Below are 18,040 nucleotides of genomic sequence, written 5' to 3'. Positions count from 1 at the left end.
AGTACAATGCCGTCGGCCCGCGCCCAAGTCAGCCCCTCATTCGGGCGCCGTCTGCGTCAAACAAGGGTGTCGAGATGACCTTTGCCTTGCGCATCTGGCCCAATATTTCGATCTTTGCTTCAAGCCCATCTGTTGCGCGTTCGGGTGGCAGAAAACCGATGGCGACGGATCTTCGGGCACAATGCGAATAACCGCCCGAGGTGCAAAAACCCACGACCTTGCCCTCCAACCAGATCGGTTCATAGGCGTTCACGTCGGCATCGACTGCATCAACCTCGAAGGCCACCAGCCTACGCGAAGAGCCTGTCGCACGTTCGGCCTCGGCGGCGGGGCGGCCGATGAAGTCCGCACTCTTGTTGAAGGCGATGAACCGGTCCAGCCCGGTTTCGGCCGCCGTGTAGTCGGGTGAGAATTCGCGCATCCATGATCCGAAGAACTTGTCGAGCCGCAGGCTCATCATCGCGCGCATGCCGAAGGGTGTGATGCCGTGCGGCTGGCCGGCCTGCCACAGGGTCCACCACAGCTGGCGCTGCGCCATCGGATCGCAATAGATCTCGAACCCCAGATCGCCGGTATAGCTGACCCGCTGCACGATGCAGTCGGTCATGCCCACGACCATGCGCCGCACCTCCATGAAGCGCATGTCGCTGATATCGGCGCGGGTGCAGGCGGCCAGAACCTCGCGGGCCTTGGGGCCGGCAATCTGGAATCCGTTGCGTTTGTCGCTGATATTCTCGACGGTTACGCCGTCTTGCTGATGCTGCCGGAACCAACGCATGTGGAAGTTCTGCGCGCCGTATGAGGCGGTGAGCTGGAACTCCTCCTCGGCCAGACACGACACGGTAAAATCCCCGATCAGCTTGCCCTTGGGCGACAGCATCGGGGTCAGCGACAGGCGGCCCGGGGCGGGGATGCGCCCGGCCATGATCCGATCCAGCCAGTCGCGGGCGCGAGGGCCGGTGATCAGGTATTTGCCGAAATTGTGCACCTCGTTGATGCCGACGCCTTCGCGCACGGCACGTACCTCGCGGCCCGTTGCCTCGAACGCATCCGAGCGGCGGAAGGACGGGGTTTCATAGCCCGGTTCGTCCTCTTGCGCGAAATAGTTTGGCACCTCGAGCCCGTATTGCTGGCCCCAGACCGCGCCCAGATCGGAAAAGATGTCGTACATCGGCGTGGTGCGGTTGGGGCGGGCGGCGGGCAGCTCCTCGTTCGGGTAGGCGACGCTGAACCGTTTCTGATAGTTCTCAATCACCTTGGGGCGGGTATAGCCGGGGGTGATCCAGTCGCCGAAGCGGGCCACGTCCATGGCAAAGACGTCGCGCTCGGGCTCGCCCTCGATCATCCATTGCGCCAGCGTCAGGCCGACCCCGCCGCCCTGGCTGAACCCGGCCATCACGCCGCAGGCCGACCAGTAGTTGCGCACGCCCGGCACCGGCCCGACCAGCGGGTTGCCGTCCGGCGCAAAGGTGAAGGGGCCGTGGATCACCGACTTCACGCCCGCTTCGGCCAGAACCGGGAAGCGGCGATAGGCGAACTCGATACTGTCGGTGATCTTGTCGAAATCATCCGGCAACAGCTCGTGCCCGAACTCCCATGGCGTACCGTCCACGGCCCAGGGTTTGCAGGGCTGTTCGTAAAAGCCGATGCACAACCCGCGCCCTTCTTGCCGCAGATAGCTTTCGCCGGCCGGGTCCATCACATGCGGATGCTCGCCGCCCGCGTCGATGATCGCCTCGATCTGAGGGATGTTGTCGGTGACGAGGTATTGATGCTCCATCGGGTGCAGAGGGAAGTAGATGCCCGCCATCGCGCCCACCTCGCGCGCCCAGAGGCCGCCGGCGTTGACGATATGCTCGGCGTGGATGGTGCCCTTATCGGTCACAACGTCCCAGGTGCCGTCGGGGCGCTGGTTGGTTTCACGCACCATGCAGTGGGTTTCGATCGTGGCACCGCCCATCCGCGCGGCCTTGGCATAGGCGTGGGTCGTGCCCGAGGGGTCGAGGTGCCCGTCCAGCGGATCATACAGCGCGCCGATGATGCCGTCGGTGTTGGTGATGGGGGCGATCTTCCTGATCTCGTCGGGGCCGACGATCTCGGTCTCCAGCCCCATGAAGCGGTGCTTGGCGCGTTCGGCCAGCAGCATGTCGAACCGGTCCTGATTGTCGGCCAGGGTGATGCCGCCCACATGGTGCAGCCCGCAGGACATGCCGGTGATCTCTTCCAGCTCTTTGTACAGCCGGATGGTGTAGCCTTGCAGCGCGGCCATGTTGGTGTCGCCGTTCAGCGTGTGAAACCCGCCCGCCGCATGCCAGGTCGATCCGCTGGTCAGTTCGGACCGCTCCAGCAGCATCACGTCCGACCAGCCCAGCTTGGTGAGGTGATAGAGCACCGAACAGCCGACGACGCCGCCTCCGATGACGGCAACCTGACAGGTGGTTTTCACAGTGCTCCTCCCCATGGTTTTGGAAAAACTGTCCAGCCGATGGGGATATTACTCGTCTGTTAGCGACAACAAGTGTCGCATGTCACGTATTGCACCAGCTTTGGATTTGCAGTGCCTTCTCGCACAGCCAAAGCGCGTCGAAACCTATAACCGAGCGAAACAAAACGGCGGCCTGCGTCTTTTTCAGTGCGGCATCGCCCAGTGGTTTTTTTCTGCCTTGAAGGCGGCTTTTTCACTGTACTGCACAGCTGAAACCAAGCCGGGGTGATCAAACTGGCCGTCGTGCCCGGCTCCGTGCTTGGGCCGGACAGTGCGATGATCGGAATATCCGCGCCCGGTTCAGCGCCATTGGGTCGTTCAGTTGACGCCAGGCGCTTTGCCAGTGCTCGGAACGTTTCGGAAAAATCGCAGGCGTTACAGGGGGCGCACTTTCAATCCGGTGATGCGGTTGCCTTCACGCGCCGTGACCTCGAACCGGAAACCGTGGAACGAAAACACCTGACCGACGTCAGGGATCATCTGTGCCTCGTGAATCACCAGGCCGGCAAGTGTGTTCGCCTCGTCATCCGGCAGAGACCAGTCCAGTGCCCTATTGGCATCCCGGATCGTCATGGAACCTTCGACCAGATACTGGCCATCTTCGGTGCGTATTACAGGCACCTCTTCGTCTATGTCGAACTCATCGGCGATCTCGCCCACGATTTCTTCAAGAATATCTTCAAGCGTGATCAGGCCCCGCAGTGACCCATATTCATCCACAACCAATGCAAAATGGCTGTGCATGCGCAGGAATTCCCGCATCTGGTCGTCCAAGGTCGTGGTCTCGGGCACAAAGTAAGGGGCGTTTGCCACCTTTCCGATGTCAAAGCTTGCCAAACGGTCGGTCCCGCCGTCGCTGCTGCCTGCCTGCGCATACATGGCGCGAAAGAGGTCCTTGGCGTGGACAACACCCACGATGTTTTCCGGCTCGTCCCGGAACACAGGCAGGCGGGTGTGCGGGCTTTGCAGACATTGTTTCAGGATCGCCTCGGGGGCAGCATTGGCGTCGATCATCTCGATATTCGAGCGGTGCAGCATGATCTCTTCCACCGTCCGGTCGCCCAGATCCAGCGCACCCAAGATGCGGTCGCGGTCTTCTTTTTCGACCACGCCTTCGGAATGACCAAGTTGCAGAGCGCCGGCAATCTCTTCGCGCACGGCCAGAATGTTGCTGTCGGGATCGATCTGCACGCCGAACAGACGCAACACACCGCGCACCAGCAGCCGCACCGCGGCCACAATGGGTGAAAACACCGTCACGACGACGCTGATGATCGGCGCGACAGCCGCCGCGGCCTTTTCGGAATTGGTGATGGCATAGGTCTTTGGCAGCACTTCGGCAAAGATCAGCACCAGCAGAGTCATGACCAGTGTCGCCAATGCCACGCCGCTTTCGCCGAACAGCCGGGTGAACAAGGCCGTCGCCAGCGAGGCCGCCAGAATGTTGACAAGGTTGTTGCCCAGAAGAACCGAGCCGATCAGGCGTTCATTGTCATCGGTGATTTCTAGCGCCTTTTTCGCCCCGCGTGATCCCTTGTCGGCCTGAGCCCTCAGTTTTCCGCGAGAAGAGGCTGTGAGCGCTGTTTCCGAACCCGAAAAAAAGCCGGACAAAACGAGCAACAAGAGGATCGCACCTGACGTAAACCAGAATGTGCTGTCGATCAGAGAAGGTGAGGGTTCCATTGGTCCTTGGTGGGTTAGGGTGATGCATCCGTTATGGGGATGCCGCCCCGCTGGATCAAGGGCTTAGCCCCGGTCTTCGTCAGGGTCTTTGCTCAGCGGGTGGTGTTGCAACACCAGTTCAGTCAGCCGTTCATCCAGAACATGAGTATAAATCTCGGTCGTTGCGACGTCGGCGTGGCCCAACAAGGTCTGGATCGAACGCAGGTCAGCGCCGTTGGCCAGCAGATGCGTGGCAAAGGCGTGACGCAGGGTATGCGGGGTGACTTTCTCGGGCGAAACACCACCCTGAACGGCCAGTTCCTTGACCAGCAGAAAGAACCTGTGCCGCGTCAGGTGCCCGGACTTGCCGCGCGACGGGAACAGAAAGCGGGATCTTTGACCGCCTTTCTCGACGGTCTGGTCTTCGGCTTCGTCCCGTACGGTCAACCAGGCGGCCAAAGCATCCCGCGCCGGTGGGGACAGGGGCACCATGCGTTCCTTGCCACCTTTACCCAACACCAACAGCATGCGCGGATCGCCACGGGCCGAGGAAACGGGCAGGGACACAAGTTCGGTCACGCGCATCCCGGTGGCATAGAGAACTTCCATCAAACAGGTATTGCGAATGCGATCGGCCTTGCTGCGCCCGGTTTGTCGGGCGGCTTCAAGAAGACGGTCGACTTCGGGCACGTCCAGCGTTTTGGGCAATCGCTTCTGCCGTCCCGGACCTTTGATCTGGATGGCGGGGTTCGTCTCGTTCCAGCCTTCCTCGAACGCAAATCGGTAGAGCTGTTTGATGGCTGACAATCGCCGCGCGCGGGTAGAGCGCGACAAGCCCTCTGCCTCGCAGTCGATCAGGTAGGCTTCGATCTGATCACGATCTGCCTGATTGAATCCGGATCCCCTGTGCTCCAACCAGGACGCAAAGTCCTTCAGGTCGCGCCCATAGGCCAGCAACGTGTTTGTCGCTGCGCCAAGTTCCGCGGCCTGTGCCTGTAGAAAGGTCGAAATCCAAAGTTCGTTTGTCGCCGGGATAGCCATCTTCAACGCTCTTGCAGGATCAACAGGCTCAGCGCGGCGCGCCGCGCGGTGTCTTCTAGGCCCACGCGTCGGAAGGTTGCGATTGCTGCGGTCAGATCCACCAGATTGCCCCGTGCACCATGCGCAAACAGCTGCATGGCTTCCAGTATGGCTTCACCAAGCTGACCGTTGTCCAGCAAGGCGTCAATGTCGTTGGGTGCGGGCGCCGCCCATTCAAACCCCTGAGAAACCGCATCCGCCAACGGAGAAGGAGAAACCGCCCGCCCCGGATCGCCTTGTGCCAGCGCCGCAAGAAACAGGGTATCGATCGAGTTGTCCGGCGCGGATAGTGCTGCCTGTTCGTACAGGTCAGACAACATCAGAATGCGCCAGCGCAGGTTTTCAGTTGCCGGCACCGACAGCGAAACCTTCGACAGACGCTCGGCGAACAATTCGGCGAAGGGTACTTCAAGCCCGACGCTGCGCATCTGCTGCCAGACCGGAGGCAATGTTTTTCCAATGGCTTCAGCGTTTCGCGTATCCAATGCACTTTCAAATCGTTGGATGGCCGCGACTCTGTCCCAAACTGCGCCGGACGCAGCCGGGGACCGCTCGGTATAAAGTCCAAGCAATTGATTGGGCGTCAAAGCGCCAATGCGTGTAAGCCGTTCGGCGGCTTCGATCTGTGCTTTCCATCCGGCCACATCCCGAAGATCCGCGTTGGCGAAAGCTCGTGGCAACGAGGCGGACGGAAGCCGTTCTCCGATCGCTTCGAACAGTCGGAAACTCAATGGATCAGGGTTTTCAGGTTGGGGCAGATAAGCCGCGCCTTCATAGAGTTCAGGGCTTAGAAAACGATCCAGAACCGCCAGTTCTTCCGGTGGCAGGATGTCCAGGGCATGCGCGGCTTCAAGCGTCAGCGCGGCCGATGCCCAATCTCCGCGCCGGGCTTTGCAGAACACTTGCGCGGCGTAGTCCTTTGACAGGTGCGGTTCGGCGATAAGGGCGGTGCAGCTGCGATCCTCATCGCCGGTCAGCAGCGTTGCGTCAAACCAGCGCTGAAACCGATCCTGTGTATCGGTCGGCCCGGCCAGTTGAACCAGCGATTGCACGGGATCAGCCGCGCCCAGTTGCATCAGACGGTCCAGCCGCGCCAGCAGCATGACCTCTTGCGCATCAGGACCCGCCGGTGCGCGGGTTTCCGACAGAAGCAATGTAAACAACAGGCGTTGCATGGCCGGGTTGTCGCGAACGGGCGTCTTCGCGATCAGCTCCGCCAGCCGGTTCGCATCGCTGCCTTGCCACAAATCCACGGGCAACCCGGTGACGGATGATGCGACCAGGCCCAAAGGTTGCGACAACGCTTCAAGCGGCGTGACCTCAATTTCGGGCAATCCGCCGTTCTGTGCCACCGGCGGTTCCAGCAATACGGTTCCGGGCAGGTTTTGCGGCGGATCCGCAAGCCACTCGATCGCGGATAACGGGGTCTGCGCATGTGCCGATCCCGCCAGAAAGACCGCCAACAGCGCCTGTCTAGTCGACATCCAATACGACCGGTTCGCGGATTTCACTTTGAGGCGCAGAAAAATCCGCACCAAAGAATGGGCCAATATAGGCATAGGCGACCAGCCCAATGAAGACCAGGCAAAGAACATATATCAGGAATTTGATCAGTCGGCCCATGGCGCCACGCTGCCTCAATTTTTGATTTTGGCCAAGTTATAACTGGCATTTTTCCCAAGATCACGTCATTCACGTTTAAATGAGCGAAATTAAGCATAACACACATTCGACAGACACACAGGGCGGCTTTGATCTGCACAAAACCGTGGTTCTGGTGGGTATGATGGGGGCTGGCAAGACCGCGGTGGGGCGCGCATTGGCTGCCCGGCTGGGCGTTCCGTTTCTGGACAGCGATGCCGAGATAGAATCAGCCGCCAATATGACGATTCCAGAAATTTTTGAACGTGACGGCGAACCTTTCTTTCGCGCCAAGGAATCGCAGGTCATCAGGCGCTTGCTGGATGAACAAAAAGGCATCCTCTCGACGGGGGGTGGGGCGTTTCTCCAGCCGGAAAACCGTCGCATCATCGCCGAAAAGGGCGCTGCCGTCTGGCTGCGCGCGGACCTGAATGTTCTGTGGAACCGTGTGCGCCACAAAGACACACGTCCTCTGCTGCGCACGGCCGATCCGTATGCGACATTGAAAGCCCTCTATGAGGCCCGCGTGCCGGTTTATGCTCAGGCCGATCTGGCTGTGGATTCGGATGGTGAGACCTCGATCGAAAATATGGCAGGCCGCGTTGTCGACGCCCTGATGACACGCCCTGATGTTTTGGAACTCAAATAAATGCACCAAACAGTACATGTAGACCTGGATGACCGTTCGTATGATGTTGAAATCGGTCCGGATCTTCTGACGCGGGCGGGGGGCTGGATCTCTCCACTTCTGGCCCGGCCAAAAGTCGCGGTTCTGACCGATGAAAACGTGGCCGGTCTGCATCTCGAGGCGCTGCGCGCCGGGCTGAATGCCGCGGGGATCGAGATGACCGCGCTGGCGCTGCCCGCCGGAGAGGCAACCAAAAGCTGGCCGCATTTCGAGCGCGCCGTCGAGTGGTTGCTCGCTGAAAAAGTCGAACGCCGGGATGTTGTCGTGGCCTTGGGCGGCGGCGTCATCGGAGACCTGGCAGGCTTTGCAGCGGCGGTTTTGCGGCGTGGTGTTCGTTTTGTGCAGATTCCAACGTCTTTGCTGGCGCAAGTGGACAGCTCGGTTGGTGGAAAGACCGGCATCAACGCACCGCAGGGCAAAAACCTGATCGGCGCGTTTCATCAACCGTCTCTGGTTCTGGCCGACACCTCTGTCCTTGGGACCATGACCCAGCGAGATTTTTTGTCCGGGTATGGCGAAGTCGTGAAATACGGTTTGCTTGGCGACGCGAAATTCTTTGATTGGCTAGAGGCGAACGGGCCAAGCATTTCCTCGGGTGACATGGCGGCCCGCGTGCGCGCGGTAACGCGTTCAGTGCAAATGAAAGCCGATATCGTCGCGCGGGATGAAACCGAACAAGGCGACCGGGCTCTTCTCAATCTGGGGCACACGTTCTGCCACGCTCTGGAGGCCGCAACAGGCTATTCCGACCGTCTTCTGCATGGTGAAGGTGTGGCAATAGGCTGTGCGCTGGCGTTTGAACTGTCGTCTCGGCTGGGTCTGTGTTCACAAGAGGATCCAAGCCGGGTGCGCGCGCATTTGCGTGCGATGGGGATGAAAACGGATCTGGCCGATATTCCGGGCGAATTGCCAAGTGCCGACACGCTGGTGGATCTGATGGGACAAGACAAGAAAGTCGTGGACGGTCAGCTTCGGTTTATTCTGGCGCGTGGGATCGGACAGGCGTTCGTGACGTCAGATGTGCCGAAAGATGCGGTTCTTTCGGTTCTGTCAGATGCGCTTGCCACGGCTTGACCTGAAAGCCTAGCGCCCCTGAATGACCATCAGTTCACCGATGTTCTCGCGCGTGATGTAACCGATCATGCGACCACCCCGAGTGACCACAGCGATGGCCGGAGCGCCGTTGTGCAGATGTTCCAACACGGTCTCGAGGCCGGTGGTAAGCGAAACTGCGGGGACATCGGCATTCATGATCGAGGTGGCAGGTGCCGATCTGGGCTGATCGCCTGCGAGCGCGGCAAACAGTCGATCTCGGGTCACAAAACCAAGCAGAGACTGATCCGTATCCAACACAGGGAACTCGTGCTGCGTGGTGTGAATTACGGCTTGTGCTGCCGTGCTCAACGTATCGTTGGGGGAGAGCGCGTGAAACTCGGTGATCATCGCATCCCGGGCCAGAACCCGGCGTGCCGCAGATCGCAGGGCGACGTCCTGGCTTTCGGCGTTGGCGGCGATGAACACGAACACGGCGATGAGCACCAGAAACGGGTTGCCTGAGCTCAGCCCCAAAAACCCCAGACCCACCGCAACGATCTGACCTCCGACCGCAGCCACACGTGTTGCTTTGACGCGATCCATGCGCAGGCACAGAAGGGCGCGGAACACGCGCCCTCCGTCCATGGGGAAGGCCGGGATCATGTTGAATACGGCCAGCAGAAGGTTGATGTAGGCCAACCTGTTCAGAAACCCGATGCCCGGTGAATCGATCTGGGAAAGCGTCTCGATCGGCAGTCCAGCACCAAAGGCGACCAGAATGACCCAGATCACGATGTTCACCGCCGGACCTGCAAGTGCCACCAAGACTTCTTGCAAAGGCTTTTCCGGCATCCTTTCAAGCCGGGCCAACCCACCGATCGGCAACAATGTTATGTCTGGGGTCTTGATTCCATACCGCCGCGCCATGAGGGCATGACCGAACTCATGGGCGACCACACAGGCAAACAAGGCCAGAACAAACAACAGGTTGTCTATGGCGGCCGGCAGGCCACCGGCGGAATAGGCCGCAAAGCCCACCCAGGCCAGAAGCAGAAAAAACGTGACATGGACTCTCAGTTCGGACCCGAGCAATCGGCCGAGAGAAAAGGACCATGTCATGTCGTGTCTCCGAATTGCCTAGAACGGAATCTCGTCGTCGTCGATTCCGCCCGATGCCGGTGCCGGTGCCGGGGAACTGGACGGACCACCGTAGGGGTCTCCGTACCCGCCGCCACCGGCCTGGCCGCCGCCGTAACCACCGCCGCTGCCGCCGCCTTCACCGCGCGCATCCAGCATCACGAGGGTTGAGCCAATGCCCTGAAGGACAACTTCAGTAGAATACCGGTCCTGGCCAGACTGGTCCTGCCACTTGCGGGTCTGAAGCTGCCCTTCGACATAGACTTTAGAGCCCTTGCGCAGGTATTGCTCGGCCACACGGACCAGACCTTCGTTGAAGATGGCGACCGAGTGCCATTCCGTCCGTTCGCGGCGTTCGCCCGTGTTGCGGTCTTTCCAGGTCTCTGACGTTGCAATGCGCAGATTGCATACTTTTCCGCCGTTCTGGAATGTCCGCACTTCGGGATCACGACCCAGATTTCCGACCAGAATGACCTTGTTGACTGAACCCGCCATGAAAATCCTCGTTCTGTTTTCGCGTATGTGCGCCGAATCTGGCGCGACTTGTTCCGTGAGACCCTATACGGCCTGCATCATGGATGAAAACAGTAGATACAACAGTGTTGGGCAAGAGTCTTACTTTGGCCTTTACCAAGCTTTCATTTTTTGTGGGAATACCTATAATCCGACTGGTTTCTTATCGAGCAGGATAGGCATTGATGCGTTCTTGGGTTGCTGGGTTTTCTGTTGTCTGCCTTGTGCTGGCCGTTTTGCCTGTGCAGGCGCAAACTCTATCTACCAAAAGCCGCAAGGATATCTTCCTTAAGCAGTCGAAGATTCTGGATTCCCGTGCGGCGACGCAGTATCGCGACTCCGCGAGGTTGAAACCCAAGACATCCCGTGCGCATACCGGCAAGCGATATACTGGCAAGTATCGCGGCCAGTATCTGGATCTGGCGAAACAGGCTGCCCGCCTTCACAACATTCCCGAAGACTTGTTCCTGCGCCTTGTGCAGCAGGAAAGCGGATGGAACCCGCATGCGAAGTCTCACAAGGGTGCTCTGGGATTGGCGCAATTGATGCCTCAGACCGCCGAGCTTCTGGGGGTCAACCCGCATGACCCCAAGCAGAATCTCGAAGGTGGGGCCAGATACCTGTCCTGGCAGTATCGCAAGTTCAAATCCTGGCCACTGGCTTTGGCCGCCTACAATGCCGGCCCAAAAGCGGTGGAAAAGCATGGCGGCATACCGCCATACAAGGAAACCCAGAACTACGTGAAGGTAATCTGGGGCGGTTAAACCCGATGCCGCGGCGCAGAACGTCCGGTTCTTGATCAGGCTCAACCAGTCCAACTAACCTGAAAGGGTATCGTCCAGTAACTGGTGAGGTCGCCTCATGCCTGTTAAACACCCCGAGATTCCGCAGGAAACGCTGGCCAACTGGCAGCAACTGGTCGATCTGGTCGCGGAATTGGCGGATGTGCCCGCAAGCCTGATCATGAAAACCGACGCACCGGATCACGCGGTGCTGATCACCTCGGATCATCCCGAAAACCCGTATCCGGTTGGTTTGAGTTTCCAGTTGAATCCCAAACTTTATTGTCAGGGCGTCCTGCAACGGGATGGAGAATTGGTGGTCAAAGATGCTGCATGCGATCCGGTTTGGGCCGACAATGACGATCTGGAACACGGGATGACATTTTACATCGGCCTGCCGCTGAAATGGCCCGATGGATCGGTATTCGGAACGATTTGTGTTCTGGATCGCAAGCAGAACCGCCGTGCCTTGTTGTTCCGCGAAGGGCTGGCGCAGTTCGCACGCATGGTCGAGTCGGATTTGGCTTTGTTGCAAGAGGTTTACCTGCGCCGCGCGCTGGAAGAAAAGCTCAACGAAACACTGGCGCAGCTTGAAACCCGTGTCGCGGATCGTACCCGCGAGTTGCAGGAAACCAACACGGCGCTGCGCGTCCTGCTGTCCAGTCTGGATGACGAACGCAAAGACCGCGATCACGAAATAGTCGAACAGGTGCGCGGCCGGGTTTTGCCATATCTCGAAAAGGTCCGGGCGCAGCTTGCCGGGGACGAAGCGCAGTATGTCTATCTTGAACTGGCCGAGAAAAACCTGAACGAGCTCACGTCTGCACTGTCGGACAAACTGACAGATGCATTTGCAGTGATGACCCCGACCGAGATCGAGATTGCACAGATGGTCATGTTTGGAAAAACGACCAAAGACATTGCCAAGGCCCTGTCGCGGGAAACATCGACAATTGATTTTCACCGCAACAACATCCGCCGCAAGCTGGGCCTCGAAGGGCGCAGCCAGAACCTGCGCAGTCATTTGCTCTCGATTTCGTGAATGCGGAATATGGGGTTTTCCCCCACATTCCGCCCCCATTTTTTCGGTCTGAGCCAATATGCCTTGACTTGTTACCTTTGGTTGGGACGCGCGGAAAAACTGCGCGGGTCCAACAGAGAGGTAAACGAAAATGGATCGCAAAGATCTGAAACCAACCATCCTGAACGGGGACAAGGATCATCTGGCGCCGGGGCTGTCGCGCCGGTCTTTCTTCATGGCGGCAGGCGCTGCCGGGGTCGGCGCGACCGCTTCTGTGCTGGGCGCACAACCGGCCCAGGCGCAATCTCAGGCGTGGCTACAGCCGGGCAACAACAACCATGTGATCGATCTGCAAGGCACAACGGGTCAGGCCAGCACCGGGACGGTTGGCATCGACTATTATGGTCATTGTGCGATCAAGATCACCTCGCCCAACGGGGCAACAGTGCTGTTTGATCCCTGGCGCGATGATCCGTCGGGCGCGTGGGGTCTTTGGTTCCGCAACGAATTCCCGCAAATCCCGGTGGACATCACCCTGTCGACCCATGCCCATTTCGATCACGATGCGATTGAACGCCCAAGCTCGACCATGGTGCTGGATCGGATGGTCGGCAATTTCGAGTTTGCTGACATCAAGATCACCGGCTTTGCCGACAAGCACGCCTGTGTCGCGCCGGGATGGTATGACTGGACCAATGCGCTGGCCGAGTTCGGCGTGGAAGCCTGCCCGCCGAACAACGTGGGCCACATGGATATGGTCGTCTATCTGGTCGAGACCGGCGGCATTCGAGCGCTGATCTGGGGCGACAACCGCCACAACCCGCCGCAGGAGTTCTGGGACGCAATCGGTCAGGTGGATGTTCTGACCCTGCCGGTGGATGGCTCGGAACATATCCTCAGCTTCGATCAGGGCAACGACATCGTATCCAAGCTCAAGCCCAAGGTGATCATCCCCACACATTACCTGAATGAGGTCACATCCTACACGCTGACCACTCTGCAATCCGCCGACGACTGGGTGAAGGGGCAGCAGAGCTACAAGATGCTTGACAGTGCCAGCCTTCATCTTGAAGCCGGTGACATTGCCGGCATGAACCAGGAGTTCATGCATTTCGGCAACAACGTTTTGACCGGCTGACGAATTACCGGAGGCTGCCACTCACGCCACTCCCAAGCGCCGTCTGTCTCCCCACAAATCACGGCGCCAAAAAAAGGCCGGTTACTGACCGGCCCTTTCCAAGGTTCAGAAACGGGTTTACTCCGCCGCGACTTTTATCACCGGCTCCATCCGGGCCAGAATACCCTCGGCCAGGTGACATTTCACCTGATGCCCATCTGCCAGCGTCTGCACCGGCGGCACATGCGATTCACACCGTCCGTCAGGCACTTCGGATTTCCAGCGGCACCGCGTCTGGAACGGGCAACCCGGTGGCGGGTTCATCGCCGAAGGAATATCACCATCCAGAACGATGTGCTGTTTCTCGACCGAGGTATCCGCAATCGGAACCGCGCTCAGCAACGCTTCGGTGTAAGGGTGATAGGGCGGGGCAAAAACCTGATCCGTAGTGCCCAATTCCACAACATGGCCCAGATACATCACCATGACCCGGTCGCTCAGGTAACGCACGATAGACAGGTCGTGGCTGATGAACAGCAGCGTGGTTTTGTGCTCTCGCTGAATCTCCATTAAAAGATCCGTCACGGCGGCCTGAACCGACACATCCAGCGCCGAGACGGGTTCGTCCGCCACAACGATACGTGCATCGCCGGCAAAGGCGCGTGCGATACCCACGCGCTGTTTCTGACCACCCGACAGCTGTCGCGGCATTCTGTCCGCGAAGGCGCGCGGCAGCTTCACCAGATCAAGCAGTTCCAGCATCCGCTTCTTGCGCTCGGCCTCAGAGTTTCCGACACCGAATATCTCCAGCGCCCGGATGATCTGACGTCCAACGGTCATCGACGGATTCAGCGTGTCGAACGGGTTTTGGAAAACCATCTGAACTTCGCCGATCGTCTTGGCATCGCGTTCTTCGATGGGCACCTGTTCGATGTTGCGGTTGTCCAGCAGGATCTGCCCGTCTGTGGCCGTCTCCAACCCCATCAGAACCTTGGCGAAGGTGGACTTGCCGCAGCCGGATTCCCCCACGATGGCCAGTGTCTCGGATTCGTGCGCCTCGAAGCTGAGCGTTTCGTTGGCCTTCACAACCTTCTTCTCACCACCGCCAAACAAGGCATTTGCCGCAACCTCGTAATATTTCTTGAGGTTGTCTATTTTCAGAACCGTTCGGCCGATGTCGCCTTTTTCTTTCTGATCGGCCAGTGCAAGTGGGGCGTTCCAGTCGATTTCCTGGAATTTAAGACACCGGGTGTGGTGCCGGTCATTGCCGGGCACCGCCTCCATCAGGATGTCTTTCGCGTCACACCGACCCTCTTCGAAATAGTCGCAGCGCGGTCCGAAGTTGCAGCCCGGAGGCCGCTCGTGGGGCAATGGGAAGTTCCCCGGAATGGCCACCAACGGACGCGAATTCTTGTCAGCGCCCGGCAGCGGGATCGAACGGAACAGCGCCTGTGTGTAAGGGTGCTGCATCTCGTCGAACACATCCTTGATCGAGCCGCGCTCGACCGCTTCCCCCGAATACATCACGCACAGACGGTCGCAGGTTTCCAGAACCAGCCCGAGGTTGTGCGAGATAAACAACATCGAGGTGCCGTATTTCTTGCCCAGATCCTTGACCAGTTCGACCACAGCGGCCTCGACCGTCACGTCCAAAGCGGTTGTCGGCTCATCCAGGATCAACAGCGCCGGTTTCGACATCAGCGCCATCGCAATCACGATGCGCTGCTGCTGACCGCCCGACAACTGGTGCGGAAACGAATTCAACATGCGCTCGGGGTCCGGCAGGCGAACGTCCGTCACCACTTCCAGCGCGCGCGAATAAGCCTCTTCCTGACTTACACCCTCGTGGATCATCGGCACTTCCATCAACTGTTTGCCGATCTTCATCGCCGGGTTCAGCGAGGCCATCGGCTCCTGATAGATCATCGCGATTTCATTGCCGCGAATGTCGCGCAACTCCTCGCTCGACATCTTTGCCAGATCGCGGCCCTTGAACTTGATCGTGCCTCCGACGACGCGGCCGTTCTTGCCAAGATCCTGCATGACGCCCAGCGCCACGGTCGATTTACCGCAACCGGATTCACCAACCAGCCCCACGGCTTCGCCGGGCTCTACGCTGACTGAGAAATCCATCACGGCGGGGATTTCCCGCAGGCGGGTAAAGAACGAGATGGACAGCTTGTCGATCTCCAGGATCGGGCCGTCATAATCCGCCATTTTGCTCATTTTGCTTACTCCTCACCAAATGCGGGGGTCCCCTTCATCTGGCCAAAAATATCCCGGGGGGTCCGGGGGGCTGGCCCCCCGGCCTCGATCACATCAGTCCTTCAGGCTTTCCTCGCGAAGACCGTCAGCCAGCAGGTTCAGACCAAGAACCAGCGACAGCAGGGCAAAGGCAGGAGGAAGGGCAGGGTGCAGGTAGATCGACAGCAGCTTGCGCCCCTCGTTGATCGTGGATCCCCAGTCCGGGCTCTCCGGCGGCAGGCCCAGTCCGAAGAAGCCCAAAGTCCCCAGAAGAATGGTGGTGTACCCGATGCGCAGACAGAAATCGACGATCAGAGGGCCACGGGCGTTGGGCAGGATTTCCCAAAGCATGATGTACCACGGCCCTTCGCCGCGTGTCTGGGCCGCAGCCACGTAATCGCGGGTTTTGATGTCCAGTGCCAGGCCGCGCACGATACGGAAGACCGTGGGCGAGTTGACGAAGACCACAGAGACGAACACCACAAGAATACCGCCGGGAATATCGAACAGGTCCAGATAGATCGGCAGGCCCCAGATCCGGTAGGCGTCGGTATTGATGATGTAGCCACCGGTCGAAATCAGCGACAGATACAGCCAGATCGCAACACCCAGAACACCGATCAGCAACGGTGTACGGAAATTCGGGCGCGTGTAATAGCGTGAATTCAGCAATACGCCGATGAACAGGATTGGGAATACGAAGAGCACGGCCGCCATGTAGTTCGGCACCCCGGTCGCCACGATTTCCGGCGTCACCAGCAGGTAGAACAGCAGGATCACCGGGAAGGCGAGGATCAGGTTGGCGAGGAAGGACAGGAACGTATCAAAACGCCCCCCATAGTAGCCGGCGGGAAGCCCCAGCGTAATGCCGACCATGAAGGCGAACATAGTTGCCAGCGGTGCAATCTGCACCACGACCCAGGCCCCCTTGACCATCCGGCTGAATACGTCGCGCGCCAGATTGTCGCCGCCCAGAAGATACCAGGCATACTCGCCGTCCTCCAGATTCGGCAGAGGCGTTCCCGGCACTTTGTTCTTCATGCCAGAGATCTGTGTCAGCGGGTCATGGGTCACGATCAGATCAAGGGCGCCGAAGATGCCGGTAAAGACCCAGAACATCACAAGGCCAAAGCCGATCATTCCGATGGGACTGTCATACAGTTTGCCGTACAACCCCAACCGTCTCTTGAAGGCGATCGACATGGCGAACATGATGATCAGCGCGACCCATACAGGCAGGAATTGCTGGGAAATGGCGCCGATGATCCCTGCACCTGTGCCCATCAGGATGCCCAGCACCAGATAAGCCACGGCCAGTCCCACGCTGGCAAGGAAACTGTAATACAGCGCAAGCTGGATCAATCCACGGACACCGCCGCCAGAACTGACGGATCCATCCGGATTCACGACAATCTGCTGTTCAGGCAAAAAGATACTGGCGATGATCCAGACCAGGATCGACAGGAAAAGCGCTGCCAGTGCGATCATCAGCAGCGGGTTCAGGAAGGCGATAGAGCCGGTCCAGGTTAGTGGTTCCATAATCTCACCCTCCTTATGAAATGCGAATGCGCGGGTTGAGGTAGACGTAGCCGATATCCGAGATCAGCTGCGTTATCAGAACCACAAAGACCGACACGACCGAAATCGCCAGCAGAAGCTGGATGTCGTTGTTGCCAGCGGCCTGAACCAGCGCCCAGCCGAAACCCTTGTAGTTGAACAGGGTTTCAACAATCACCACGCCGTTCAGCAGCCACGGGAACTGCAACATGATAACCGTGAACGGCGCGATCAACGCGTTGCGCAAGGCGTGTTTCATGACGATGTTCGGGAACGAGACACCCTTCAGCCGTGCGGTTCGGATGTATTGCGCCGTCATCACTTCGGTCATCGAAGCGCGGGTCATCCGGGCGATGTAACCCATACCGTACAGCGCAATGGTCAGAACCGGCAGGAAGAAGTTCTCGAATGTCGGGTTCTCCATCGCTTGCGTCGCGGTTCCTTTGAACCATTTCAGCCCCACGGTGGACGAGGTGAAGATCGCGATGAAGATAACGCCCGATACGTATTCCGGCGTTGCTGTCGTGATGATCGAGAATGTCGACAACGATCGATCCAGGGCTGATCCCTCTCGCATACCGGCCAGAACACCAACGATCAGTGCAGAAGGAACCATCAGGACCAAAACCCAGAACATCAGGTAACCTGTGTTGCCCAGACGCTTGCCAACAATGGTTCCGACTTCGTCCTTGAATACGGTCGAATATCCCCAATCGCCCTGAAGAACACCGCAATATCTTGCCGTGTCCTCTGCCGTCGAACCGGGTCTCGTGCAGGTTCCCACAAACTGGCCGTCTTCAAGCGTTTTCTGAAAACCGGGCATCACGCCCAGCCATTGGCCGTATTTCACGAGTGTTGGCTGTAGGTAACCGCGGTTTTCCAACCAGGCTTCGACCTGCTCGTCCGACATACGCTGGTTGCCCTGCGTTTTCGCCAGCTTTTCAAGGTTCGGGTATAGGTTGGTCAGGAAAAAGACGACGAATGTCAGACATAATGCCGTAAGCAGCATCACTCCGAACCGTCGTAGGATGAATAGTCCCATGGTGGCCCCTGTTGTTCAGGTATTCCGCAGATCATT

The 18,040-nt window shown here is 58.9% G+C and carries 16 protein-coding genes; 6 read left to right on the top strand and 10 right to left on the bottom strand.

Annotated features, from left to right (window positions below; all coding sequences use genetic code 11):
- Positions 1 to 28: 28 nt before the first annotated feature.
- Positions 29 to 2,446 carry a GcvT family protein gene (locus ACR0DJ_RS08010; RefSeq protein WP_480684472.1) on the bottom strand — a complete coding sequence of 806 codons (2,418 nt, stop codon included), beginning with the start codon at positions 2,444 to 2,446 and terminating at the stop codon, positions 29 to 31.
- Between the two features lie 13 nt (positions 2,447 to 2,459).
- Between ACR0DJ_RS08010 and ACR0DJ_RS08005 the strand changes: the two genes are divergently transcribed.
- Entirely contained in the window at positions 2,460 to 2,714 is a 255-nt protein-coding gene (locus ACR0DJ_RS08005; RefSeq protein WP_480686242.1) for a hypothetical protein, read from the top strand.
- 146 nt (positions 2,715 to 2,860) lie between these two features.
- Here ACR0DJ_RS08005 and ACR0DJ_RS08000 read toward each other — a convergent pair whose 3' ends face one another.
- From ACR0DJ_RS08000 to ACR0DJ_RS07985, 4 genes are all read right to left on the bottom strand, one after another.
- A complete protein-coding gene (locus ACR0DJ_RS08000) occupies positions 2,861 to 4,168 on the bottom strand; it encodes an HlyC/CorC family transporter (protein WP_170344609.1) in 1,308 nt (435 codons plus the stop codon).
- A gap of 63 nt (positions 4,169 to 4,231) precedes the next feature.
- Complete coding sequence (locus ACR0DJ_RS07995; protein ID WP_480684468.1) at positions 4,232 to 5,188, bottom strand: site-specific tyrosine recombinase XerD; 957 nt, start codon at positions 5,186 to 5,188, stop codon at positions 4,232 to 4,234.
- Positions 5,189 to 5,190: 2 nt separating this feature from the next.
- Entirely contained in the window at positions 5,191 to 6,711 is a 1,521-nt protein-coding gene (locus ACR0DJ_RS07990; protein ID WP_257600587.1) for a hypothetical protein, read from the bottom strand.
- Positions 6,701 to 6,850, bottom strand: coding sequence for a hypothetical protein (locus tag ACR0DJ_RS07985; RefSeq protein ID WP_257600588.1), 150 nt, complete (start codon positions 6,848 to 6,850; stop codon positions 6,701 to 6,703). Before ACR0DJ_RS07985 ends, ACR0DJ_RS07990 begins: the two co-directional genes overlap by 11 nt.
- Positions 6,851 to 6,929: 79 nt before the next feature.
- On the opposite strand from ACR0DJ_RS07985, the gene ACR0DJ_RS07980 reads away from it, so the two are divergent.
- Positions 6,930 to 7,517 (top strand): shikimate kinase, encoded by a 588-nt coding sequence (locus ACR0DJ_RS07980; RefSeq protein WP_170344605.1) that lies wholly within the window; start codon positions 6,930 to 6,932, stop codon positions 7,515 to 7,517.
- On the top strand, positions 7,518 to 8,630 hold the full coding sequence (gene aroB, locus ACR0DJ_RS07975) for a 3-dehydroquinate synthase (protein ID WP_480684466.1): 1,113 nt from the start codon (positions 7,518 to 7,520) through the stop codon (positions 8,628 to 8,630). It begins immediately after the preceding gene.
- A gap of 9 nt (positions 8,631 to 8,639) precedes the next feature.
- Here aroB and ACR0DJ_RS07970 read toward each other — a convergent pair whose 3' ends face one another.
- Together ACR0DJ_RS07970 and ssb are read right to left on the bottom strand one after the other, a co-directional pair.
- Positions 8,640 to 9,710: a site-2 protease family protein gene (locus tag ACR0DJ_RS07970; RefSeq protein ID WP_480684465.1), complete on the bottom strand. Its 1,071-nt coding sequence runs from the start codon at positions 9,708 to 9,710 to the stop codon at positions 8,640 to 8,642.
- Positions 9,711 to 9,728: 18 nt separating this feature from the next.
- Positions 9,729 to 10,223, bottom strand: coding sequence for a single-stranded DNA-binding protein (gene ssb / locus ACR0DJ_RS07965; protein ID WP_480684464.1), 495 nt, complete (start codon positions 10,221 to 10,223; stop codon positions 9,729 to 9,731).
- A gap of 203 nt (positions 10,224 to 10,426) precedes the next feature.
- Here ssb and ACR0DJ_RS07960 point away from each other — a divergent pair, with 203 nt between their 5' ends.
- The 3 genes from ACR0DJ_RS07960 to ACR0DJ_RS07950 all read left to right on the top strand — a co-directional run bounded on the left by ACR0DJ_RS07960 (position 10,427) and on the right by ACR0DJ_RS07950 (position 13,182).
- A complete protein-coding gene (locus tag ACR0DJ_RS07960) occupies positions 10,427 to 11,005 on the top strand; it encodes a lytic transglycosylase domain-containing protein (RefSeq protein WP_152457765.1) in 579 nt (192 codons plus the stop codon).
- Positions 11,006 to 11,102: 97 nt separating this feature from the next.
- Complete coding sequence (locus ACR0DJ_RS07955) at positions 11,103 to 12,065, top strand: LuxR C-terminal-related transcriptional regulator (RefSeq protein ID WP_480684463.1); 963 nt, start codon at positions 11,103 to 11,105, stop codon at positions 12,063 to 12,065.
- Between the two features lie 130 nt (positions 12,066 to 12,195).
- Positions 12,196 to 13,182 (top strand): MBL fold metallo-hydrolase, encoded by a 987-nt coding sequence (locus tag ACR0DJ_RS07950; RefSeq protein ID WP_480684462.1) that lies wholly within the window; start codon positions 12,196 to 12,198, stop codon positions 13,180 to 13,182.
- A gap of 117 nt (positions 13,183 to 13,299) precedes the next feature.
- On the opposite strand, the gene ACR0DJ_RS07945 is transcribed toward ACR0DJ_RS07950, so the two are convergent.
- The 3 genes from ACR0DJ_RS07945 to ACR0DJ_RS07935 all read right to left on the bottom strand — a co-directional run bounded on the left by ACR0DJ_RS07945 (position 13,300) and on the right by ACR0DJ_RS07935 (position 18,004).
- Positions 13,300 to 15,387, bottom strand: coding sequence for a dipeptide ABC transporter ATP-binding protein (locus ACR0DJ_RS07945; protein WP_257600593.1), 2,088 nt, complete (start codon positions 15,385 to 15,387; stop codon positions 13,300 to 13,302).
- Between the two features lie 93 nt (positions 15,388 to 15,480).
- Positions 15,481 to 16,944, bottom strand: a complete 1,464-nt coding sequence (locus tag ACR0DJ_RS07940) for an ABC transporter permease (protein WP_425078148.1) — start codon at positions 16,942 to 16,944, stop codon at positions 15,481 to 15,483.
- A 13-nt stretch (positions 16,945 to 16,957) separates the two neighbouring features.
- Positions 16,958 to 18,004, bottom strand: coding sequence for an ABC transporter permease (locus ACR0DJ_RS07935; RefSeq protein WP_480684460.1), 1,047 nt, complete (start codon positions 18,002 to 18,004; stop codon positions 16,958 to 16,960).
- Positions 18,005 to 18,040 lie beyond the last annotated feature (36 nt).

This window comes from Ruegeria sp. BF10, assembly GCF_056538725.1.
This window is presented reverse-complemented; position numbering and strand designations above follow the sequence as displayed.